Raw genomic sequence first — 22,914 nt, 5'->3', positions numbered from 1 at the left:
CGACTCCCCTTCCTTGGAGTTCCTTCGGCTCTGCGGGCACCGGGGACGCGCGGCAGTGGGTCAGGCGGCGTCGGCGGGGGCGCCGAGGGCCTCCTCGACCAGGCGCTCGATGCCGCCGACGGTGGTGATGTCGACGGCCGTGCCCTGGGCCATGGGCTGCAGGGCGAAGGTGGCCTCCAGCTGCAGGGACAGCTCGATGACGGCGAGGGAGTCGTAGCCGAGGTCCTCGACCAGCCGGTCGTCGGACTGCGCGGTCCGGGCGCCGAGCGGGCTCATCTCTCCGACGAGCTTGCGGACCTGTGCGCCGATGGTCTCGCTCATGATGTTTGGCACTCTCTTCCGGGTTGCGAAGGGTTGACGGGTGGTCAGGCGCTGGCGGCGGCCCGGATCGGGTGCGGCGCGTCCCAGCGCTCCTGGTAGGCGTCGAGCGCCTTGTCGATGCCGGCGGTCCAGGCCTGGTCGGCCCGCTCGGTCAGCTCGGGCAGGCCGATGATCCGCAGCTGCTTGAGCAGCCGCTCGCGGCCGATGTCGACGCTGCCCTGGAGCTGGGCGGCGCGGCCCTGCAGCGCGACCGGGATGGCCGGCGCCGGATTGTGCCGGGCCGGGCCGATCAGCACCCAGGCGGCCATGTCGACGGCCTCGAAGTGGGCGTCGGTGATGACCTGGCGGTAGCCGGCCGTGACGCCGTCGGTGGCGGCCCGCAGCCCGAAGGAGACGTGCCGGGACTCGTCCCGGGTGACGTTGGTCAGGCCCTCGTCCAGCGCGGTGAGGTTCAGCCGCTTGGCGAGGAAGCGGGTGGTGCGCAGCGCCGTGGCGGCGAGCACGCCCTCGGTGATCAGGTGGTAGTAGACCAGCGCGCGGTACCAGGCTTCGGGCGAGCCGTCGGTCCGCACCTCGCCGGTGACCTTGGTGAGTTCGGGGGCGAAGACGTTGGCGTAGTCGGCGGCGGCCTCCAGCTCGCGGCCTTCCTGCTCGTGCAGCGGCACGCCGCAGGCGTCCTGGATGTAGGTCTGGAAGAACCGCACGTGCCGGGCCTCGTCGGCCATCTGGGTGCACAGGTAGATGCGGTCGTCCTCGGTCTGCGGGTGGTCGGTGAGCGAGCCGAGGGTCTGGGTGACGCAGACCTCGCCGACCTCCAGTTCGGCGAGCGAGCCGAGGAGCTGCTCCTTCGAGAAGGGCCGCAGGGCGCGCCAGGTCTCGGCGTCGCGGCGCGGGGCGACCTCGGCGACGCTCCACTGCTGGCGCTCCCAGCGGCGGTACAGGTCGGCGGAGGTGGCGAGGCGGCCGCTGCGCTCGGCAGGGGTCTCTTCGGGAGCCTCGTCGGTGATGTCCGGGACGAAACCGGCATCGCCCAGGGTCAGAACGGACATGATGGCCTCTCTGGGTCATTACTCACGGAGTGGTGTGACGGGCAAAGGGGCGGTGAAAGCACGCGTGGCGTGTGGAACGCGCCTCGACGGCGCGGGGAATCAGGCGACGGCCGTGGGGAGTTCGCCGTGCAGCAGGTCGCCGACGAGCTCGCCGTCCTGGTACTGGCGCCAGATCAGCCGCCGACGCGGCTTGCCGCTGGAGGTGCGCGGGATGCCACCGCGCTGCACCCGGAGGACGGTGGCCTTGACGGTCTCGTCGGTGGCCGAGCGCAGGACGGCGGTGGCGGGCTCCAGCCACTGGTCGCCGGCCGCTTCGATCAGGACGACGGCGTGGAGCGAGTCCTCGCCGGCGCCGAGGGCGACCGCGCAGCGGCCGACCGGGATGCCGGGCACGGCGGTGAGGGCGGCCTCGACGTCCTCGGCGTGCACCTTGCGGCCGCGGACCTTGAGGCTGTCGCCGACCCGGCCGACCACGTACAGCTCGCCGTCGAGCAGGAAGCCGGAGTCACCGGTGCGCAGGCCGTCCGCCGTGAAGTTGGCGGAGGCCCCGGTCTGCAGCGACTGGTAGCCGAGGGCCACCGAGGCACCGCGGACCCGGATCTCGCCGAACGCGCCGTCGGGTAGCGCGCCGCCGTCCTCGTCGACGATCTCGACGGTGGCACCGGGCACCGGGGCGCCGCAACTGGTGAGCCAGGCGGGCCCGTCCTCCTCCAGTGCGGTGCCGAGGACGCCCTGCTCGGTGACGGTGACCGGGGCGCCGATGCGCAGGCCGCCGGTGAGGCGGACGGCGCGGGCGCCGCTACCGGGACGGACCCCGGTGACGGCGAGCGTGGACTCGGCCAGGCCGTAGCAGGGCGCGAAGACCTCGGGGCGGAACCCCTGCGGACCGAGCAGTGCGGCGAAGTCGGCGGCCGCCCGCGGAACAATTCGTTCCGCTCCGTTCATGGCGACCCGCCACCGGGAGAAGTCCATTCCGGACAGCTGCTCCGGACGGACCCGCCGGGCCGTGTAGGCGTAGCCAAAGTTGGGCGCCGTGGTGACTGTTGCGCCGTATGAACCGTGCGTTTCGAGCCAGCGCAGCGGCGAGCGGATGAATTCCAGCGGAGTCAGCAGCCAGAGGTCGATCTGGGCCACCACGGAGCCGAGGAATGTTCCGACGAGACCCATGTCGTGATACATCGGCAACCAGGAGGAAACAGAGTCCTCCGGAGTGATCCCGAGCCAGCCGTGAATCGCCGCGACGTTTTCCGCGAGGTTCTCCGGCGAGACTTTCACGCCCTTCGGAACGCCGCTGGAACCGGAGGTGAACTGCAGGAGCGCGAGCTCCGGCTCGGCCCGGCGCAGCACCTCGGCCGCGGGCAGCGAGGCGAGCGGCGGCAGTGCCACCGCCCGGCCGCGGCCGGCGGCGAGCGCCGCCTGCGCGGCGACCTCGACGAGGTCCGCATCGGCCAGCAGCAGCGCCGATCCGGCCGTCTTGACCAACTCGGCGACGTGCACGGCGTACTGCCCGACACCCTGGAAGGTGACCGGTGAGGCGATCGGCGAGGGCGTCAGCCCCGCCATCATCACACCGAGGAAGGCGGGGACGAAATCCTCCACCTCGCTGATCAGCAGCGACACCACGTCACCCGGCGCGGCGCCCTCTTCGATGAGGAGGGCCGCCACTGCGGCGGCCTGTCCGGCCAGCTCGGAGTACGGCCGGAAAATCCAGCCCTGGTCATTCTGAAAGAAGTGGATACCACGGTCGGCCGAGGGATTATCGGCCCAATCCAGAACGCGCATTTGGAAAACTCCCCCGAATTTCTCCATGAACTGTTCAAGTGCCGCAGCAGAAACCTACTGGGGTGACAACTAGCAGTCAATAGCAAACTATTGCCCCACCCAAGCTTGGGGATCATCGAACATGCTTTCACCTGCGCAGTTCCCACCCCCGGGCGAGGCAAGATGGCCCAACCACCCGAGCGGCAAAGTTGGGGCCCCGGACGCCGGTGGGGAGCGGCCCCCGCGATCCGCGGCCGGCGGCGCGCGGGCCGGCCGCGCGGAGGCGGCGGGCGGAGGCGGCGGGCGGACCCGGGGCCCGGGGTCCGCGGGGACGGCCGAGGTCAGCGGCGCGGCCCCGGAACACTTCGAGCCCGCCCTCCGCCACCGCGGGGCCCCGATGGGGGGCCGGCCGCCGGGCCTCGGACGGGCTCTTCGTACCGGGCGCGATCACGCCCGGCGGGTCGGGTCAGCTGTTGCCGGCCTCCACCATGTGCGCCAACCAGGTGCGGGCGGCCTCCTGCTGACCCTCCGTCATCCCCTGCTCCAGCCCGCGCTCGCACGCCCAGACGGCGGGCCGCGCGACCTCCAGCAGGGTGCGCCCCTGCTCGGTCAGGAACACCTGGTGGGTCCGGCCGTTGGTCGGGTGCTTGCGGCGCTCGACCAGTCCGTCCCGCTCCATGCCGGCGATCAGCTCGGTGGCCGACTGGCGAGTGGAGGCGACCGTGCGCGCCAGATCGGACAGCGACACGCCCGGCTGTTCCTCCAGTACCAGCAGTGCCGCGTACTGCGGCACCGAGAGCCGGTGCTCGACGAGCACCTCCTCGACCGTCGAGCGCATGCTCAACCACGCCTGCCGGACCAGGAAGCTCAGGCAAAGGTGAGCCTCTTCCGCCCCGGATACAGCGTTCCCCATGGCCACCTCACCGAGAACCGGATTGACAGGAACCTTACGTTCCTGCAGTCTTTGAAACGTCAGGACCCTGCCTATCCTACCTGGCGGGCCCGGATTCAGCACGCGTCATTCCATCCCCGGCAAGGGCTCCGCCCTGCCCTTAGGAAGGTAGATCCGCAATGTCGGACTCTTCTCAGCGGACGGGGGGTCAGGCCGCGGTCAACCCCGGCCTGGTCCTGCTCCTCTGCTCAGGCGCCTCGTTCATGGCCTTCCTGGATCTCTCGGTGGTGAACATCGCGTTCCCGGAGATCATCAAGGCCTACCCGAGCACCACGATGGCCAACCTGACCTGGGTCGTCAGCGGATACGCCGTCATGTTCGCGGCCCTGCTCACTCCGGTCGGCCGACTCGCCGACACCGTCGGCCGCGCCAAGGTCTTCCTCGGCTCCCTCGTCGGCTTCACCATCGCCTCGCTGGTCTGCGGTGCCGCGCCCAACGCCGCCACCCTGATCATCGGCCGCTTCGTGCAGGGCGCGATGGCCGCCGGCATGATCCCCGCCGCGCTCGGCCTGATCATGGCGGCCACCCCGCTGCCCCAGCTGATGAAGGCGATCGGCGCCTGGTCGGCGGCGTCCGGCTTCTCCGCGGTGATCGGCCCGGTCATCGGCGGTCTGCTGGTCGACCACCTGAGCTGGCGCTCGGTGTTCTACATCAACGGCCCCATCGGCCTGCTGCTCCTGCTCGGCGGCCTGCGCGGCCTGCCCAAGCACCTGCCGCCGGCCGGCAGCAAGCTCCCCGACCTGATCGGCACGGTCTCCCTCGCGGTCGGCATCGGCTTCGTGGTCGCCGCCCTGACCGAGGGCGAGAACTGGGGCTGGACCGACGCCCGCACCCTCGGCCTGCTGATCTGCGGCCTCGCGCTCTGCCTGGTCGCGCTGCTGCGCTCGCAGAAGCACGAGGCCCCGGCCATCGACACCGGCCTGTGGAAGAGCACCCGCTTCGCCCGGACCAACGTGGTCGCCTCGATCTTCGGCGTCTCGATGTTCGCCTGGCTGCTGGCCGGACCGCTCTGGGCCACCCAGGTCTGGCACTGGAGCATCATGCAGGCCGCGGGCGCGCTGAGCGTCGGCGCCTTCGCCTCGATGGTCACCTCCACCGTGGCCGGCCGGATCAGTGACGGCACCAAGCACCGCTGGCTGGTGATCCTCGGTCTGCTGATGTTCGCCGGCTGCACCGCGATGCAGGCCAGCAGCTTCTTCTTCGACACCGAGCCCAAGTTCTGGTCGGCCTGGGTGCCGTCCGGTCTCCTGGGCGGCGGCGGCCTCGGCTTCGCGGCCACCGCGATCTCCTCGATCGCCGCTACCTCGCTGCCGCCGAACCGCTTCGCGGCCGGCATCGGCATGAACCTGACCTCCCGTCAGGTCGGTGGCGCGCTCGGCACCGCGGGCCTCGCAGCGATCTTCGCCTCGTACGACCGCCCGGGCGTCGACGCCTTCCACGCCGTCTACATCGCCTGCACCGTGGCCACCGTGGTCGCCGCCATCGCCGCGTTCACCCTGCCCGACCCCGCTCCGGCGCCCGTCCCGCCCCAGGCCCAGGAGGCCGCCAAGAGCGCGGACGGATCCCACAGCACCGCCGGCGCCGCCGGGGCGTGACCCCGCCCCCGGAAGGTCAGGCCCCGGCCCGCCGGTAGCACGGTGGGCCGGGGCCTTCCCCGAGGGAGGACTCCCCCGGGGGCCGGGAACTCCCGTGCACCACTCCCGAATCAGAGCGACAATCTCAGAAAGGGGGAGCATTGGCACGCCCACCCGCACTGCCTGTGGAGGACAAGCTCCGCATCGTGCTGAGCATCCTGGCCGGCCATGTCAGCATGGCCTCCGCCGCTCGCGAGAACGGGCTCTCCGAGCAGAGCATCAGCAACTGGAAGAAGCAGTTCATCCAGGGCGGCCGCGACCGGCTGGCCGGCGCCTACGGCCCCGAGCGCACCCGGACCCGCGAGGCCGAACTCAAGGCCGAGGTCGACGCCCTGAAGACCCAGTTGCAGGAGGCCCGCGTACAGCTGCGGGCCTGGATGAACAGCACCGAGCGCCCGGTCCCTTCACGGACCTTGAGATGATTCGCACCGATGCGGAGATGCCCGTCTCAAGGTTCTGCTCCCTCATCGGCATCCCGCGGCGCACGTACAACCGGAAGCTGGCCCTGGTCCGACAGGGCCGCCCGCAGACGGCCGTGACCTGCTACCCGGACTGAGCCCGCCGAACCCGGCGCCCCCCGCACATGACGAGGGCGCCCCCGCCGTGACCGGAGTCACGTGGGGGCGCCCTCGTCATGTGCGGACTAGTTGTCGCCGTCCTCGTCGATCAGGAAGCCCCGCATCGGCGCGGGAGCCTGCTGCATCGGCTGCGGGGGCTGCGGCCGCACGGCCGCCATCGGCTGGGTCATGCCCGCCGGGGCCATCGCCCCGTTGCTGCTCGCCGAGGCGCCGCCGAAGGACGGGGCACCGGCCGAGCTGCCGAAGGAGGAGCCGCCGAAGGACTGGTTCCCGCCGAAGGACGGGTTGGAGCCGAAGGACGGCGCCGGGGAGGACATCGCGCTGGCACCGGCGGGCGCCATCGACGACGCGGCCGGCGGCAGCGACGCGGTGGCCGGGATCCGCGGCGGGGCGAGCGAGTCGTCCGCCTGCGACTCCAGCTGGCGCAGCTGGGTCTCCAGGTAGGACTTCAGCCGCGTCCGGTACTCGCGCTCGAAGGCGCGCAGGTCCTCGACCTTGCGCTCCAGGGTGGCGCGGGCGGACTCCAGCGAGCCCATCGCGACGCGGTGCTTCTCCTGGGCGTCCCGCTCCAGGGCGTCGGCCTTGGCGCGGGCGTCCCGCTCCAGGCCCTCGGCGCGGCTGCGGGCCTCGCCGACGATCTTGTTGGCCTCGGAGCGGGCCTCGGAGATGGCCTGGTCCGCGGTCTGCTGGGCGAGCGCCAGGACGCGGGCGGCGCTGTCGCCACCGGGGTTCTGCTGCTGCATCGGGTTGCCCATCGGGCCGCCCATCGGCTGCAGCTGGTTGCCCATCGGCTGCAGCTGCTGGCCGCCCATGGGCTGCCCGCCCATGGTCTGGCCCATCTGCTGCTGCTGCATCGGGTTGCCCATCGGCTGCAGCATCTGGCCGCCCATCGGCTGGACCAGCTGCTGCTGGCCGCCCATGGTCTGGCCCATCTGCTGCTGCTGCATCGGGTTGCCCATCGGGCCGCCCATGCCCTGCTGCGGGCCGGCGGGCAGCTGCGGGGCGCCGGAGGGCAGGCCCAGCGGCTGGTTGCCCATGCCCTGCTGGTTACCCATGCCCTGCTGGTTGCCCATGCCCTGGCCCATGCCCTGCTGGGGGCCGGTGAGCTGCTGCGGGCCGCCGAGCTGCTGCGGACCGGGGCCCTGCTGGCCGGGCACCGGCGGGCCGGATATGGCGGCGGGCACGGGGGCGCCGGAGCGGCCGCCGTCCTGCGGGGCCTGCTGCTCCTTGCGCATGTTGGCCTGGTTCTGCGCGGCGGCACGCGTGGCGGCGGCCAGCTTGGCCCGCAGGTCCTCGTTCTCGCGCAGCAGGCGGGTCAGCTCGGCTTCGACCTCGTCGAGGAAGGCATCGACCTCGTCCTCGTCATAGCCTTCGCGCAGCCGGACGGTCGTGAACTGCTTGTTCCGAACGTCCTCGGGGGTCAATGGCATCTCTTCACCTCAACGTGATCGTCGGACCGGCATCCTGTCGCATCGTTCAGAACGACAGGCGCTGCACGAGCGAGATCAGGACATACACAATGATCATCAGTACGAAGAAGGACAGGTCGAGCGCCACGCCCCCGAGACGCAACGGCGGGATGAAACGCCGAAGAAGCTTGAGTGGCGGATCTGTGACAGTGTACGTGGCCTCCAGCACCACGACCATGGTCTTCCCTGGACGCCATGAACGGGCGAACTGGAACACCCAGTCCATGACGAGTCGGAAGAGCAGGATCAGCAGGAACACGGTCAGCACCCAGTAGAGCACCGAACCGAAGATCCCCATCGCGTCTCCCTCTCCCTGGCCGACGTTCCGTCAGTGACGCTCTGTCAACAGACCCACACGTGTGGTCGTGGGTTCGGGTCAGCTCTGGTTGAAGAACCCACCCTCGGCGATCCGAGCCTTGTCCTCCGCCGTTACATCGACGTTAGCAGGCGACAGCAGGAACACCTTCTGTGTCACGCGCTCGATACTGCCGTGCAGACCGAAGACCAGTCCAGCGGCGAAGTCTACGAGCCGCTTGGCGTCCGTGTCGTCCATCTCGGTCAAATTCATGATCACGGGGGTGCCGCCGCGGAACTGTTCCCCGATGGTGCGGGCCTCGTTGTAGGTCCTGGGGTGCAGCGTCGTGATGCGGTACGGCTCTCGTTCGTTGACGACCTTGGGCATGATCACCGGGGCGCTCTTCTCCAGGTTGCGGTGACGCTCGGATGTGATGGACGACACGGGAGCCATCCGCGGCTGCTCCTGCCGGATCGGGACCGCGGCGGGCACCGGCTGGGGCGCGATGTGGGCCACGGGCGCCGGCTGCGGGGCGGGTGCGGCGGGAGCGGGGGCCGCGGAACGGAGGTCCTCGGTCCGGCCGGTGCGGATCGGCTCGGGATCCGCGTCGTAGTCGTCGTCGGGGTCGTACCCCTGGCTGTCGTAGGTCTCGTCCTCGACCAGACCGAGATAGACCGCCATCTTGCGCATCGCGCCGGCCATGCTGCTGTCTCCTCCGCTCATGCGCCCACCGTGTCGCCCTGCGGATGCCGTGGTCCTCTTACGACCTGTCAGGCCGACGGTCCGTCAGACCGCGGAGTGTGCGCTCGGATGCGATCCACGGTTTACCAGCAGACTGATCATCTGCTAGGTTCTGTCCTATTTTGTCCTGCAGTCTGATCTACTTACCCGGTGACGTTACCCGAGCGGTGACCGCACTCCGAGCACCGCCGTACCGACGCGTACATGTGTCGCTCCGGCGGCGATCGCCTGCTCCAAGTCCCCGCTCATCCCTGCCGAGACCATGGTTGCAGCCGGATGGGTCGCGCGTACGTCGCTTGCGATTTCCGCCAGCCGCGCGAAGGCGCGCGCCGGGTCGCCCGCCAACGGACCGGCGAGCGGTGCGACGGTCATCACACCGTCCAGTCGCAGCCCGGGCGTGTCGGCGATCTTCTCGGCCAGCGCGAGCACCTCGGCCGGGGCCACCCCGGCCCGGTGCGCGCCCTCGTCCCCGGCCTCCCGGTCCAGGGCGACCTGCACCAGGCAGCCCAGCGGCGGGCGCTCCGCCGCGCGGACGGCCGCGGCCAGCGAGTCGACCAGCCGGACCCGGTCCACCGAGTGCACGACGTCGGAGTAACGGACCACCGAGCGGGCCTTGTTGGTCTGCAACTGGCCCACGAAGTGCCAGGTCAGCGGGAGTTCGACGCAGCGCTCGGCCTTGGGGGCGGCGTCCTGGTCGCGGTTCTCGGCGACGTCGGTGACGCCGAGCCCGGCGAGCAGCGCGGTGTCCTCGGCCGGGTAGGTCTTGGTCACCACGATCAGGGTGACCTCCGCGCGCGGGCGGCCGGCCGCGGCGCAGGCGTCGGCGATCCGGCGCTCGACCACGTCGAGGTTGGCGCCGAGCTGCTCGTAGCGGGCGCGCCGCCCCTCGGTCAGCGCGGCGGAGAAGTCCGCCCCGCCCGGGAACGGACCGTAGATGTCGTTCGTCATGAGTGTGAGGGCCCCAGCCAGACGTAGCTCGCGAGTCGGCCGGTCCGCTGCTCCCTGCGGTAGGAGTAGTGGTCCGGTGATTCGAGGGTGCAGACGGATGATCGGATCACATCCTGCACGCCCGCCTCGGCGAGCTGCGCGGCGACCCCGGCGGGGACGTCCAGCGCGGGGGTGCCCCAGGAGGTCTCGGCCCGCGCGGCCGGGACGAGCGCGGCGACCTCGGCGCGCATCGCCTCCGGCACCTCGTAGCAGCGGCCGCAGACCGCGGGGCCGACGGCGGCGACGGTCCGCTCGGGGCGGGCGCCCAGCTCGCGCATCGCGTCGAGCACCGCGGGGACGACCCCGGCGGCCAGGCCCGGGCGCCCGGCGTGCGCCGCGCCGACCACTCCGGCGGCCGGGTCGGCCAGCAGCACGGGGGTGCAGTCGGCGGTCAGCACGGCGAGGGCGAGCGGACGGTCGGTGACCACCGCGTCGACGGTCGGGGCGGTGCCCTCGGGCTGGCGCTCGGTGACCACCGCGACCTCGGCGCCGTGCACCTGGTTCATCCAGACCACATCGGCCGGATCCAGCCCCAGTTCCCGGGCCGCGAAGAAACGGTTCTGCTTGACGAACTCGGGCGAATCGCCCACCGCGCCGCCGAGGTTGAGCTCCCCGTACGGCGCGGTGCTCACCCCGCCCCACCGGGTGGTGGAGGCGAAGTGAGCACCGTGTCGGGAGAACGCGTGGATCACTTGAGGAAGTCCGGCACGTCGAGCTCCTCGGCGGGGCTCTCGACGTACGGCCGGTGCACCGGCTGGACCTGCGGCGGCACCGGCGGGGCGGTGGCCGCGACCGGGGCCGGAGCCGGGGTCTCGGCCGGACGGGCCGGCTCCTCGGGGCGGGTGACCGAGCCGATCGAGCCGTAGGACGGCCGGCCGGCCGGGCGGTCGGAGCCCGCGGCCGGGGCCGCGGAGGCGGTGGAGGTGGACTTCACCACCGGCTCGCGGACGATGGCCGGCGGCTGGCCGCCGTCGAACCCGGCGGCGATCACGGTGACCCGGACCTCGTCGCCGAGCGCGTCGTCGATGACCGCGCCGAAGATGATGTTCGCCTCCGGGTGGGCCGCCTCGCTGACCAGCTGGGCGGCCTCGTTGATCTCGAACAGGCCGAGGTCGGAGCCGCCGGAGATGGAGAGCAGCACGCCGCGGGCGCCGTCGATCGAGGCTTCCAGCAGCGGCGAGGAGATCGCCATCACCGCGGCGGCCTTGGCCCGGTCCTCGCCGCGGGCCGAACCGATGCCCATCAGCGCCGAACCGGCGTCCGACATGACCGACTTGACGTCGGCGAAGTCCAGGTTGATCAGGCCGGGGGTGGTGATCAGGTCGGTGATGCCCTGCACACCGGAGAGCAGCACCTGGTCGGCGGAGCGGAACGCGTCCAGCACCGAGACCTGGCGGTCGGAGATCGACAGCAGCCGGTCGTTCGGGATGACGATCAGGGTGTCGACCTGCTCGCGCAGGCTGGCGATGCCGTCCTCGGCCTGGTTGGCCCGGCGGCGGCCCTCGAAGGTGAACGGGCGGGTGACCACGCCGATGGTCAGGGCGCCGAGCGAGCGGGCGATGTTGGCCACCACCGGCGCGCCGCCGGTGCCGGTGCCGCCGCCCTCGCCGGCCGTCACGAAGACCATGTCGGCCCCCTTGAGGACCTCCTCGATCTCCTCGCGGTGGTCCTCGGCGGCCTTCCGGCCGACCTCGGGGTTGGCGCCGGCGCCGAGGCCCCGGGTGAGCTCGCGGCCGACGTCGAGCTTCACGTCGGCGTCGCTCATCAGCAGCGCCTGGGCGTCGGTGTTGATCGCGATGAACTCGACGCCCTTGAGCCCGACCTCGATCATCCGGTTGATGGCGTTGACTCCGCCGCCGCCGATGCCGACGACCTTGATGACCGCGAGGTAATTCTGGGGTGCTGCCACGTCGGGGCCTCTCGCCTCGAATTTCCGGGTCGGCTCCCCTGGATTGTGAAGGCCGACGGATGTCGATGGGTGGGAAGCACGTGGTTCCAACCCGAACCCTAAACTTGAGGTTGAGGGTTATGGCTGTGCCGGTGTCACCTCGGTGTCGAGCACAGCTCGTTGACACAGGACAGTAGGTCGCAACCGGCGCGTGTTTCAACGAACACGCCGAGCTTCCCTTTTTCTTTTGAGCCTATGTGATCATCGACCCCTCGGTGAAACCGGGGTGACCACCAAGGGTCGGACCGGAGCCGTGGCTCCGTCAATACCGCCCCCGGGCACAGAACTTACCGGATCAACCCGACACCGCCGGGGCGTCCGGCGCACTCACGTCGTAATTCGACGCCTTCTGACCGAGCAGTGCGGTCAGCACCTGCGCCTTGCGCGGGGTGTCCTCGGCGCTCCCCCAGCGGACGGTCGCGCCGGAGGCCAGCTTCAGCCGGATGTCGTCGTAGGAGTAGACCGTGAGCGAACCGGCCTGTTTCGCCACGTCCGGCGGCAGTCCGGCGGCCACCGTGATCGCCGAGCGGACCAGGGTCGGCCGGTCGATGACGGCCGCCGCGTCCTGGGCCGGCCCGCTCAGTTCGAGGGCCACCACCGGGACGCCGGGCGGGGGCCCGGGTTCCGTGGCGAATTCCACACCGCCGGCGTCGACCTGGACGAAGCCGCCGCCGTCGCGCTGGATCGCCGCCACCGGGCGGCGCTCGGTCACCTTCACCCGCAGGGTGTGCGGCCAGCCGCGCCAGACCTCGACCGAGGCGACCCGCGGGACCTTCGCCACCTCGGCCCGGACCGCGTCCAGGTCGACCCGGGCCAGCGGGCCGCGGGCGCTGTCGCCGAGCGCCCCCTCGATGTCCTGCCGGGTCAGCTTGCCGGAGTCCAGGCCCTGGACGGCCACCCCGCGGACGTCCAGCGCGGAGGAGAGGAACACCGTCCAGCCGAGGCCCCCGAGCACCAGCGCGCCCAGCGCGACCAGCACCCCGACGCCCCGGCGGGACAGCCGGAGCCGGGGCGGACGGACCGGTTCGCCGTCCTCCCCGAGCTCCTCGTCGTACTCGTCAGCCACGGCGCCGGCCGCCGCGGGCGGCCTCGATCGCCTCGTACACCATCTGCACCAGCAGGTCGTCGGCGTCCCGGCGGCCGAACTCGGCGGCCGCGCGCGACATCTCCCACAGCTTGGCCGGATCGGTGAGCACCGGCAGCACGTTCTTCAGCACCCAGTCGGTGGTCAGCTCGGCGTCGTCGACCAGCAGGCCGCCGCCCGCCTTCACCATCGGCTGGGCGTTCAGCCGCTGCTCGCCGTTGCCGATCGGCAGCGGCACGAACGCGGCCGGCAGGCCGACCGCGGCCAGCTCGGCCACCGTCATCGCGCCGGCCCGGCAGAGCATCATGTCGGCCGCCGCGTAGGCCAGGTCCATCCGGTCCAGGTAGGGCAGCGCCCGGTACGGCGGCATGCCCGGGATGTCGTCGATGGTCGGCAGCTCGTTCTTCGGGCCGACCGCGTGCAGGATCTGCACGCCGTACTGCTGGAGCCGGGGCGCGATCGCCTGCACCGTCTCGTTGAGGCGCCGGGCGCCCTGCGAGCCGCCGGAGACCAGCAGGGTGGGCAGCCGCTGGTCGAGGCCGAAGTAGTGCCGGGCCTCGGGACGGACGGTGCCGCGGTCCAGGGTGGCGATGGTGCGGCGCAGCGGGATGCCGATGTACCGGGAGTCGCGCAGCTTGGAGTCCGGGGTGGAGACCGCGACGAAGTCGCTGTAGCGGGCGCCGATCTTGTTGGCCAGGCCGGGGCGGGCGTTGGCCTCGTGCACCACGATCGGGACGCCGGCCCGCTTGGCCGCCAGGTAGGCGGGCATCGCCACGTAGCCGCCGAAGCCGACCACCGCGTCCGCCTTGACCCGCTCGATGACCTCCTGGGCGGCGCGCACGGTGCCGCGCAGCCGGCCCGGGACGGTGATCAGCTCCGGGGTGGGCTTGCGGGGCAGCGGCACGGCCGGGATCAGCGCCAGCTCGTAGCCGCGCTCCGGGACCAGCCGGGTCTCCAGGCCGCGCTCGGTGCCGAGGGCGGTGATCCCGATGGACGGGTCGTGCCTGCGCAGCGCGTCCGCGAGCGCCATGGCCGGCTCGATGTGACCGGCGGTCCCGCCGCCGGCGAGTACGACATGCACCGAAATTCACCGCTCCCTGCGCGGCGGCCGGGCGGCCTTGCGCGCTGTGGTTTTCCTACCTGGCAGCACCCGGTCCAGGACTGGCCCGAACCGGGAGTTGGCCCCTTTTCGCCATCTGCGGGGCCGGGCAGCCAGCGCTGCCTTCGCCGCCGGGGAGCTGCGTGCGAAGCACAGCAGCAGCCCGATGGCGCACATGGCCGACAGCATCGCGGAACCGCCGTACGAGAACAGCGGCAGCGGGACGCCCGCGATGGGCAGGAGTCCCAGCGCCGACCCCAGGTTGACCACGGCCTGAGCCATGATCCACGTGGTGGCGGCGCCCGCCGCGTACCGCACGAACGGGTCCGTGGTGCCGAGGGCCACTCGGATACCCGCGTAGCCTAGTGCCGCGAAGAGGGCGAGCACGGACAGCGTCCCCACCAGTCCGAGTTCCTCGCCGGTGGCGGCGAAGATGAAGTCGGTGTGGGCCTCCGGCAGCTGTCCCCACTTCTCCACCCCGGCGCCCAGTCCGGACCCGAACGGTCCGCCCGCGGCCAGGGCGTACAGGCCGTGCAGGGCCTGGAAGCAGTCCAGGCTCGGGTCCGGCTTGGTGACGCCGACGCAGGCGAGCCGGCCGAGCCGGTGCGGCACCGTGATGATCAGCGCGGTGCAGGCGACCACCGCGATGCCGAGGGTGGCGGCGAACAGCCGCAGCGGGGCGCCGACCATCCAGAGCAGGCCGAACAGCATGGCGATCAGCACCATGGTGGTGCCCATGTCGCCGCCGATCATGATCAGCATCATCAGCACGACGGTGCCGGGCACCAGCGGGATCAGCAGGTGCTTCCACTGGTCGAGCATGTGGGTGCGCTGCTTGCGGGCCAGCAGGTCGGCCGCCCACAGCAGCAGCGCGAGCTTGGCGAACTCGGACGGCTGGATCTGGAAGAAGCCCAGGCTGATCCAGTTCCGGTTGCCGTTGATCCGCACGCCCACGCCGGGGATCGCCACCAGCACCAGCGCGCCCACCACGCCGAACAGCAGCGGGTAGACGGCGGTGCGCAGCACCCGCACCGGGGCCCGGGTCAGCACCACCGCGACCGCGCCGCCGAGCAGCAGCGCGACCAGCTGCTTGCGGAAGAAGAACGTCATCGGCAGGCCGTACTCCACCACCACGCTCTGCGAGGCGGAGAACACCATCACCAGGCCCAGCACCACCAGCAGCAGCGAGGCGCCCAGGATCAGGTAGTACGGGGTCAGCGGGCGGGCCATCAGGTAGCCGAAGCGCTCCCGGGCGGCCCGGAAGCGGGCCACCGGCCCGGCCGACTTGAAGGTGGTGGTGGTCGCCGAGATCAGCTGGAGGCCCTGCGGCGGCTCCTTCTCCCTGGTCGGCACCACGGGCTCCTCACGGTTCGGGTCACGGACGGGAAGGCGCCGGGTCCTCCGACGGCGAGGCCGCGCCCGGGCGGTGAGCCGCCCGGGCGCGGCCTCGTGGTGCGCGGCTCAGGGCTGCAGGGCCCGGACGGCGGCGGCGAACAGGTCGCCGCGCTCACCGTAGTTGGTGAACATGTCCATCGAGGCGCAGGCGGGCGCCAGCAGGACGGTGTCGCCCTTCTCGGCGGCGGCGGCCGCGGCCGCGACGACCTCGGCCATCGCCCCGGCGCCAGTCTGGCCCGGTGCGGGCTCGACGACCGGGACCTGCGGGGCGTGTCGCTCCAGCGCCTCGCGGATCAGCTGCCGGTCCTGGCCGATCAGCACGGCGGCCCGCAGCCGGGGCGCGGCGGCGGCGACCAGCTCGTCGAAGGTGGCGCCCTTGGCGAGGCCGCCGGCGATCCACACCACCGGTCGGTACGCGGCCAACGAGGCGGCGGCGGCGTGCGTGTTGGTGGCCTTGGAGTCGTCCACGTAGGTCACGCCGTCGATCTCGGCGACGTGCGCGATCCGGTGCTTGTCGGGGGTGAAGGCGCGCAGCCCGTCCCGGACGGCCTTGGCGTCCACGCCGTAGGCGCGGGCCAGCGCGGCGGCGGCCAGCGCGTTGGTGATGTTGTGCGGGGCCGGCGGGTTCACGTCGGCGACGGCGCCGAGCTCGGCGGCCGAGTTGGCCCGGTCGGTGACGAAGGCCCGGTCGACCAGCAGGCCGTCGACCACGCCGAGGTTGGAGACGGCGGGCGCGTCCGGGCCGAAGCCGACCGCCCGGCAGCCCTCCTCGACGTCGGCCTCGCGGACCAGCGCCTCGGTGGCGGGGTCGGCCAGGTTGTAGACGCAGGCGACCCGGTTGCCCTGGTAGATCCGGCCCTTGTCGGCGGCGTACGCCTCCATCGAGCCGTGCCAGTCGAGGTGGTCGGGGGCGAGGTTGAGCACCGCGCCGGAGTGCACCCGCAGCGAGGGCGCCCAGTGCAGCTGGTAGCTGGAGAGTTCGACGGCCAGCACGTCGTACGGCTCCTCGGCCAGCACGGCGTCCAGCACCGGGACGCCGACGTTGCCGACGGCCGCGGTGCGCTTGCCGGCCGCGGTGAGGATCGAGGCGAGCATCTGGACGGTGGTGGTCTTGCCGTTGGTGCCGGTGACGGCCAGCCAGGGGGCCGGTTCGCCGGTGGCGGGGTGCGGGGTGCGCAGCCGCCAGGCGAGTTCGACGTCGCCCCAGACCGGGACGCCGGCCGCGTCGGCGGCGGCGAACAGCGGGCTGTCGGGGGCCCAGCCGGGCGAGGTGACGACCAGCGCGGTGCCCGCGGGCAGGGTGGCGCCGTCGCCGAGGCGGACGGTGACGCCCTGCTCGACCAGCGGGGCGGCCTTGGCCGCGAGGCCCGGGCCGTCCCCGCCGTCGACGACGGTGACGCGCGCGCCGAGTCCGTGCAGGACCCGGGCGGCGCTGATCCCGGAGAGGCCCAGTCCTGCGACGACGACCGGCAGTCCGGCCCACTCCGGGTTGTTCATCCGGTCACCCATCCCGCGTAGAAGAGTCCGAGTCCGACGGCGACGCACAGGCCCTGGATGATCCAGAACCGGACCACGATCAGGACTTCGCTCCAGCCCTTGAGCTCGAAGTGGTGCTGCAGCGGCGCCATCTTGAAAACGCGCTTGCCGGTCATCCGGAACGAGCCGACCTGGATGATCACCGAAAGGGTGATGATCACGAACAGGCCGCCGAGGATGGCGAGCAGCAGCTCGGTGCGGGAGACGATGGCCAGGCCGGCCAGCGCGCCGCCGAGGGCCAGCGAGCCGGTGTCGCCCATGAAGATCTTCGCGGGCGAGGTGTTCCACCACAGGAAGCCGAAGCAGGAGCCCATCAGCGCGGCGGCGACCACGGCGAGGTCCAGCGGGTCGCGGACGTCGTAGCAGGAGGCGGTGGCCTTGATCGCGTAGGCGCAGTTCTGGCCGTGCTCCCAGAGGCCGATGAAGGTGTAGGCGCCGAAGACCATCACCGAGGCGCCGGTGGCCAGGCCGTCCAGACCGTCGGTCAGGTTCACGCCGTTCGACATCGCGGCGATCATGAAGTACGCCCAGATGACGAACAGCACCGGGCCGATCGCCCACTTGAAGTCCTGCACGAAGGACAGGTGGTCGGAGGCCGGGGTCAGCCCGCGGCTGTCGCTGAACTGCATGGCCAGGATGGCGAAGGCGAGGGCGACGAAGGACTGGCCGAGCAGCTTCGCCTTGGCCCGCAGGCCCAGCGAGCGGCGCTTGACCACCTTGATGTAGTCGTCCAGGAAGCCGACCAGGCCCAGGCCGGTGGTCAGGAACAGCACCAACAGGCCGGAGGCGGTGGGCATTTCGCCCGTTATCGCCTTGGTCGCGAAGTAGGCGATCAGGGTGGCCAGGATGAAGGCGATGCCGCCCATCGTGGGCGTGCCCTTCTTGCTGTGGTGCGCCTTGGGGCCGTCGTCCCGGATGTACTGGCCGTAGCCCTTCTTGGCGAGCAGCTTGATCAGGGCGGGGGTGCCGAGCAGGGTCAGCACCAGGCCGATCATGCCGGAGAAGAGGATCTGCTTCACTTCGCGGCACCGTCCGCGAGCAGCGCCTCGGCGACCTTCTCCAGGCCCACCGAACGGGAAGCCTTCACCAGGACCACGTCCCCCGGCCGCACCTGACTGCGCAGCAGCTCGATCGCCGCGTCCGCGTCGGACACCAGCACCGACTCCTCACCCCACGAACCTTCGTTCCTCGCGCCCAGTTCCATCCGGGCCGCCTCGCGTCCGCCGACCGCCACCAGCTTGGTGATGTCCAGCCGCACCGCGAGCCTTCCGATGGTGTCGTGCTCGTCGAGGCTGTCCTCGCCGAGCTCCCGCATCTCACCGAGCACCGCCCAGGTGCGGCGGCGCTCCGGGCCGGTGCCCGCCATCGTCGCGAGGGCCCGCAGCGCGGCCCGCATGGACTCCGGGTTCGCGTTGTAGGCGTCGTTGACGACGGTGAGGCCATCGGCCCGGTCGACCACCTCCATGCGCCAGCGGGACAGCGCACCCGCCTCGCTGAGTGCTTCGGCGACGCGGTCGACGGGCATCCCGAGCTCCACCGCCACCGCAGCGGCGGCGAGGGCGTTCGAGACGTGGTGCTCACCGTACAGGCGCAGCTGCACGGGTGCGGAACCGGCCGGGGTGCTGAGCGTGAACTGTGGCCGCCCGGTGGCGTCCAGGCGAACGTCCGTGGCGCGGATGTGCGCGTCCGGGGATTCGCCGAACAGCACGACCCTCGCCCTGGTGCGGCTGCTCATCGCGCGCACCAGCGGGTCGTCGGCGTTGAGGACGGCGACGCCGTCGGCCGAAAGGGCCTCCACCATCTCGCCCTTGGCCTCGGCGATGGCCTCGCGGGAGCCGAACTCGCCGAGGTGGGCGGTGCCGATGTTGAGGACGAGTCCGACGGTGGGCGGGGTGATGCCGGTCAGGTACTCGATGTCGCCCTTGTGCCGGGCGCCCATCTCCATCACCAGGTGACGGGTGGTCGGGGCGATCCGCAGCGCGGTCAGCGGGTGGCCGATCTCGTTGTTGTGCGAACCGGCCGGGAAGACCGTCTCACCGTGCTTGGACAGCAGTTGGCCGATCAGGTCCTTGGTGGAGGTCTTGCCGGCCGAGCCGGTCAGGCCGACGATCCGCACCCCGGCGGAGCGGGCCACCACGGCGCGGGCGAGCCGGCCGAGGGCGACCACCACGTCGTCCACCAGGATCGCGGGCACGCCGACCGGCCGGGTGGCGAGCACTGCGACGGCGCCGTCCGCGACGGCCCGCGCCGCGAAGTCGTGGCCGTCCACGCGCTCGCCGAGCACGCACACGAACAGCCCGCCGGGCTCGATCCGCCGGTTGTCGGTGGCCACCGCGCCGGTGATCACCGCCTGCGGGTCCGCCCCGTCGAGCGTCCCGCCAACGGCCTGCGCGGCCTCCGCGAGGGTCAGGCTGATCATCGCTGCGCCTCCATCATCAACTGCTCGATCGCGGTCCGCAGGACCTCGCGGTCGTCGAACGGGCGGACCTCGCCCTTCACGTACTGGCCCAGCTCGTGGCCCTTGCCCGCCACCAGGACGGTGTCGCCGCTGTGCGCGCGGGCCACCGCCAGGGCGATCGCCTCGCCGCGGTCCGGGACGGCGAGCACCTCGCCGCGCTCCTCCTCGGGCACCTCGGCGGCGCCGGACAGCATGGTGGCGAGGATCGCCAGCGCGTCCTCGGAGCGCGGGTTGTCGCTGGTGAGGACGGCGGTGTCGGCGAGCCGGGCGGCGATCGCGCCCATCGGGCCGCGCTTGTACGGGTCGCGGTCGCCGCCGCAGCCGACGACCACGTGCAGCCGGCCCTTGGTGACCTCGCGGAGCGAGGCGAGCACGGAGTTGAGCGCGTCCGGCTTGTGCGCGTAGTCGACCACGGCGACGTAGTCCTGGCCGGCCTCGACCTTCTCCATCCGGCCGGGCACCCCGGGAACGGCGGCCACCCCGGCCACCGCCGCGTCCAGGTCGACGCCCGCGGTGACCAGCACGGCGATCGCGCCGAGCGCGTTGGAGACGTTGAACGGGCCGGGCAGCGGCACCGAGGCGTCGGCCCGCTCGCCGTTCGGGCCGACCACCCGGAACGTGGAGCCGGCCGGGCCGGGCTGGACGTCGACGGCGCGCCAGTCGGCGTCCGGGTCACCGGACGCCGAGAAGGTGGTCATCGGGATCCGGGCCTCGCCGGCCAGCCGGCGGCCGTAGGAGTCGTCCCGGTTGGCCACGCCGTGCCGGGACTTGCCGGGCTCGAACAACCGGGCCTTGGCCCGGTAGTAGTCCTCCATGTCGGGGTGGAAGTCGAGGTGCTCCGGCGTCAGGTTGTTGAACAGCGCGACGTCGTAGACCACGCCGTCGGTGCGGCCGTACACCAGCGCGTGGCTGGAGACCTCCATCACCACCGCGTCCGCCCCGGCCTCGCGCATCACGCCGAGCACGGCGTGCAGTTCGGTGGCCTCGGGGGTGGTGCGCTCGGACTTGACCCGCTCCTCGCCGACCCGCATCTCGACGGTGCCGATCACCCCGGCCGTCCGGCCGGCCCCGCGCAGGCCGCCCTCGACCAGGTAGGAGGTGGTGGTCTTGCCGTTGGTGCCGGTCAGACCGATCATCAGCATGCTCTCGCTGGGCGCCCCGTAGACCGCGGCGGCCAGCGCGCCCATCACCTCGCGCGGACTGTCCACCACCAGCAGCGGCAGGCCGGTGCCGGCGGCCGGCTCGGCCCCGGCGGCGTCGGTGAGCACCGCGACCGCGCCGGCGGCGGCGGCCGCCGGGGCGAACGCGGCACCGTGGTGGTTGGCGCCGGGGAAGGCCACGTACACGTCGCCGGGCCGCACCGCCCGGGAGTCGTGGGTGACGCCGGTGACCTCGGGCCCCTCGACGGGGGCCAGGCCGAGCAGCCGGGCCGCCCCGGCCAGGGGCAGCGCCGCGGTGCGGCTGGGACGGGGTGGGCTCGCGGGGGTTTGATCGGGTTTCGGCACGGCCGGAAGGCTATCGGCCCCGCGCCCCCCGGGGCCAAACCGGGCCTGCTCCGTGACGCTGCTCACAGGGCGCTGGGCGCGCCGGGGGGTGTCGCTCATCTCAGGGTTTCCAGTCGACGGGCAGGTTCGGCGCCTCGCTGCCGCTCGGCGGGACCTGGAGGGTCTTGAGGGTGAACTCCATCACCTGCTTGAAGACGGGCCCGCACAGCTGCCCGCCGAAGTGCCCGTTGACCGGGTCCTGGATGACGCAGGAGACCGTCACCCGGGGCCGGTCGGCCGGTGCGAAGCCGATGAAGGAGGCGGTGTACCCGGAGTACTTGCCGGTCTTCGGGTCCACCCGGTTCGCGGTGCCGGTCTTGCCGGCCACCCGGTACCCCGGGATCTTCGCGGTGTTGCCGGTGCCCTGCTCGTCGGTGACGACGGACTCCAGCATCTCGGTCAGCGTCTTCGCGGTCTGCTCGGACACCACCCGGTTCTGCGCCCCGGCCGGTGCCGGGGTGAACTTCCCGTCCGGGCCGGTCGTCCCGGCCAGCAGGCTGGGGGCGACCCGCACGCCGCCGTTGGCGATGGTGGAGAACACCGAGGTGGCCTGCAGGGCGTTCACCGAGAGGCCCTGGCCGAACGGGATGGTGTACTGCTGCGAGCCGCTCCAGTCCTCGGGCTCGGCCAGGATGCCGCGGGTCTCGCCGGGGAAGCCCAGGCCGCTGGGCTTGCCGATGCCGAACCGGTCCAGGTAGTCGGCCAGCACCTTGTTGGACTCGGCCTGGGTGGCGCCCAGGTGCTCGGCCGCCTCGATGGTGCCGATGTTGGAGGACTTGGCGAGCACGCCCGCCAGGGTCAGGTACCAGGTCTCGTGGTCCACGTCGTCGTGGAAGACCCGGTCGGCCCGCTGGAGCGTGTTGGGCACCTCCACGTGGGTGTCCCAGTCGGCCTTGCCGGTGTCCAGCACCGCCGCCATGGTCATCAGCTTCGCGGTCGAGCCGGGCTCGTACGCGTCCTGCAGGGCGGCGTTGCCGAGCTGGTCGGCGCGGGCCGCGGCCAGGTCGTTGGGGTCGAAGCCGGGCGAGGTGGCCATCGCGAGCACCTGGCCGGTCCGCACGTCCTGGACGATCACGTAGCCCTTCTCCGCCCCGGCGTTGGCCACCTGGTCGGTGATGGCGCGCTGGGCGGCCCACTGGACGTCCGGGTCCACGGTCAGCCGCAGGTCGGTGCCGGAGACCGGGTCCTGCCGGGCGCCGCCCGCGGTGGCGACCCGGTTGCCGCCCGCCGAGGCGTACGTGGAGTGCCCGTCCTGCCCGGCGAGCTGCTGCTGGTACTGGAGCTCCAGGCCGCCGCTGCCGGCGCCCTCCGCGTTGACGAAGCCGACCAGGTTGGAGGCCAGGCCGTTCGCCGGGTAGCTGCGCCGGGTCGACTGGTCCCAGAACAGCCCGGCCAGCGGGTTCACGCAGGCCGCGTCGAGGAACTGCCGGCCGCCCTTGTCGGCGGGCTTCTTCAGCAGTTGGGCCTGGGCCCGGCAGGCCGCGGTGTCGACCTGCTTGGCCAGCGAGGACTTCAGGTCGGCGAGCTGGTTCTTGGTCTCCGGGGACTGCCGGGCCGTCAGCAGCGCGTACTGGCTCTTCGGGTTCTTGCTGTTCGGGTGCAGCTTCTCGGCCAGCTTCTCCTTCGGCTGCCCGAGGATCGGCGCCAGCAGCGCCGCGGCCTGCTCCGGGGCGTCCGGCAGGTGGGTGGCCTCCGGGGTGAACATGGTCGGGTCGGCGGTGATGTCGTACGCGTCGACCGAGGTGGCCAGCACGGTGCCGTCCGCGGCGGTGATCGAGCCGCGCTCGGCGGGCAGCGTCACCCGCACGTACTTGTTGGCGCCCGCGGCGGCGGCCAGCGCGTCGGAGTCCAGCAGTTGGAGCTGCACCAGCCGGCCCGCGAAGATCGCGAAGACCAGCAGCAGGCAGATCGTCACCAGCCGCAGCCGGCGCCGCGGGTCGGCCAGCTTGATGGTGCGCGGCCCGGACGGGGCCGGGCGGCGCGGCGGGGCCGGACGGCGGGCCGGGCGGGCGCTGGTGCGCGGCGGGGCGACCTCCCGGTGCCCGGCCGAGGCGCGCGGCCGG

General features: G+C 72.3%; 20 protein-coding genes. 2 read left to right on the top strand and 18 right to left on the bottom strand.

From position 1 onward, the window contains the following. Nucleotides 1-60: 60 nt before the first annotated feature. The 4 genes from ABD345_RS31540 to ABD345_RS31525 form a co-directional block, all read right to left on the bottom strand. Complete coding sequence (locus ABD345_RS31540) at nt 61-321, bottom strand: acyl carrier protein (RefSeq protein ID WP_344557126.1); 261 nt, start codon at nt 319-321, stop codon at nt 61-63. A gap of 44 nt (nt 322-365) precedes the next feature. Then, nucleotides 366-1,370, bottom strand: coding sequence for a ribonucleotide-diphosphate reductase subunit beta (locus ABD345_RS31535; protein ID WP_344557124.1), 1,005 nt, complete (start codon nt 1,368-1,370; stop codon nt 366-368). A gap of 99 nt (nt 1,371-1,469) precedes the next feature. Next, entirely contained in the window at nt 1,470-3,152 is a 1,683-nt protein-coding gene (locus ABD345_RS31530; RefSeq protein ID WP_344557123.1) for an AMP-binding protein, read from the bottom strand. A gap of 445 nt (nt 3,153-3,597) precedes the next feature. Next, nucleotides 3,598-3,969 carry a MarR family winged helix-turn-helix transcriptional regulator gene (locus ABD345_RS31525; RefSeq protein WP_344557122.1) on the bottom strand — a complete coding sequence of 124 codons (372 nt, stop codon included), beginning with the start codon at nt 3,967-3,969 and terminating at the stop codon, nt 3,598-3,600. Nucleotides 3,970-4,202: 233 nt separating this feature from the next. Between ABD345_RS31525 and ABD345_RS31520 the strand changes: the two genes are divergently transcribed. Together ABD345_RS31520 and ABD345_RS31515 are read left to right on the top strand one after the other, a co-directional pair. Continuing rightward, complete coding sequence (locus tag ABD345_RS31520) at nt 4,203-5,678, top strand: DHA2 family efflux MFS transporter permease subunit (protein WP_344557121.1); 1,476 nt, start codon at nt 4,203-4,205, stop codon at nt 5,676-5,678. 164 nt (nt 5,679-5,842) lie between these two features. Continuing rightward, entirely contained in the window at nt 5,843-6,139 is a 297-nt protein-coding gene (locus ABD345_RS31515; protein WP_344557120.1) for a helix-turn-helix domain-containing protein, read from the top strand. A 221-nt stretch (nt 6,140-6,360) separates the two neighbouring features. Here the strand turns inward: ABD345_RS31515 and ABD345_RS31510 are convergent, their stop codons facing one another. From ABD345_RS31510 to ABD345_RS31445, 14 genes are all read right to left on the bottom strand, one after another. Next, nucleotides 6,361-7,725 (bottom strand): DivIVA domain-containing protein, encoded by a 1,365-nt coding sequence (locus tag ABD345_RS31510; protein WP_344557119.1) that lies wholly within the window; start codon nt 7,723-7,725, stop codon nt 6,361-6,363. A 46-nt stretch (nt 7,726-7,771) separates the two neighbouring features. Then, nucleotides 7,772-8,062 (bottom strand): YggT family protein, encoded by a 291-nt coding sequence (locus ABD345_RS31505; protein ID WP_014135258.1) that lies wholly within the window; start codon nt 8,060-8,062, stop codon nt 7,772-7,774. Between the two features lie 78 nt (nt 8,063-8,140). Further along, nucleotides 8,141-8,761 (bottom strand): cell division protein SepF, encoded by a 621-nt coding sequence (locus ABD345_RS31500; RefSeq protein ID WP_033256015.1) that lies wholly within the window; start codon nt 8,759-8,761, stop codon nt 8,141-8,143. Nucleotides 8,762-8,956: 195 nt separating this feature from the next. Continuing rightward, nucleotides 8,957-9,748, bottom strand: coding sequence for a YggS family pyridoxal phosphate-dependent enzyme (locus tag ABD345_RS31495; RefSeq protein ID WP_344557117.1), 792 nt, complete (start codon nt 9,746-9,748; stop codon nt 8,957-8,959). Continuing rightward, entirely contained in the window at nt 9,745-10,479 is a 735-nt protein-coding gene (gene pgeF, locus ABD345_RS31490) for a peptidoglycan editing factor PgeF (RefSeq protein ID WP_344557116.1), read from the bottom strand. The genes ABD345_RS31495 and pgeF overlap by 4 nt, the downstream gene beginning before the upstream one ends. Continuing rightward, nucleotides 10,476-11,696: a cell division protein FtsZ gene (gene ftsZ, locus ABD345_RS31485; RefSeq protein WP_344557115.1), complete on the bottom strand. Its 1,221-nt coding sequence runs from the start codon at nt 11,694-11,696 to the stop codon at nt 10,476-10,478. The genes pgeF and ftsZ overlap by 4 nt, the downstream gene beginning before the upstream one ends. Before the next feature lie 334 nt (nt 11,697-12,030). Further along, nucleotides 12,031-12,801, bottom strand: coding sequence for a cell division protein FtsQ/DivIB (locus ABD345_RS31480; protein WP_344557114.1), 771 nt, complete (start codon nt 12,799-12,801; stop codon nt 12,031-12,033). Continuing rightward, nucleotides 12,794-13,900: an undecaprenyldiphospho-muramoylpentapeptide beta-N-acetylglucosaminyltransferase gene (gene murG / locus ABD345_RS31475; RefSeq protein WP_344557113.1), complete on the bottom strand. Its 1,107-nt coding sequence runs from the start codon at nt 13,898-13,900 to the stop codon at nt 12,794-12,796. Before murG ends, ABD345_RS31480 begins: the two co-directional genes overlap by 8 nt. A 6-nt stretch (nt 13,901-13,906) precedes the next feature. Further along, nucleotides 13,907-15,274, bottom strand: coding sequence for a putative lipid II flippase FtsW (gene ftsW, locus ABD345_RS31470; protein ID WP_425556903.1), 1,368 nt, complete (start codon nt 15,272-15,274; stop codon nt 13,907-13,909). A gap of 105 nt (nt 15,275-15,379) precedes the next feature. Further along, the gene (gene murD / locus ABD345_RS31465) at nt 15,380-16,810 is read right to left on the bottom strand and encodes a UDP-N-acetylmuramoyl-L-alanine--D-glutamate ligase (protein WP_344557170.1); all 1,431 of its coding nucleotides are present in this window, start codon (nt 16,808-16,810) and stop codon (nt 15,380-15,382) included. Further along, nucleotides 16,807-17,868: a phospho-N-acetylmuramoyl-pentapeptide-transferase gene (mraY, locus tag ABD345_RS31460; protein WP_344557112.1), complete on the bottom strand. Its 1,062-nt coding sequence runs from the start codon at nt 17,866-17,868 to the stop codon at nt 16,807-16,809. The genes murD and mraY overlap by 4 nt, the downstream gene beginning before the upstream one ends. Then, nucleotides 17,865-19,268 (bottom strand): UDP-N-acetylmuramoyl-tripeptide--D-alanyl-D-alanine ligase, encoded by a 1,404-nt coding sequence (locus tag ABD345_RS31455; protein ID WP_344557111.1) that lies wholly within the window; start codon nt 19,266-19,268, stop codon nt 17,865-17,867. Before ABD345_RS31455 ends, mraY begins: the two co-directional genes overlap by 4 nt. Continuing rightward, nucleotides 19,265-20,812, bottom strand: coding sequence for a UDP-N-acetylmuramoyl-L-alanyl-D-glutamate--2,6-diaminopimelate ligase (locus ABD345_RS31450; protein ID WP_425556902.1), 1,548 nt, complete (start codon nt 20,810-20,812; stop codon nt 19,265-19,267). Before ABD345_RS31450 ends, ABD345_RS31455 begins: the two co-directional genes overlap by 4 nt. A gap of 100 nt (nt 20,813-20,912) precedes the next feature. After that, nucleotides 20,913-22,914, bottom strand: a 2,002-nt coding sequence (locus tag ABD345_RS31445; protein ID WP_344557110.1) for a peptidoglycan D,D-transpeptidase FtsI family protein, incomplete at its 5' end; no start/stop codon positions are given.

It is taken from the genome of Kitasatospora saccharophila (assembly GCF_039529925.1).
Lineage (GTDB): Bacteria > Actinomycetota > Actinomycetes > Streptomycetales > Streptomycetaceae > Kitasatospora > Kitasatospora saccharophila.
Note: the sequence above shows the minus strand (reverse complement) of the source record. Positions and strands in the feature narration are given on the sequence as shown.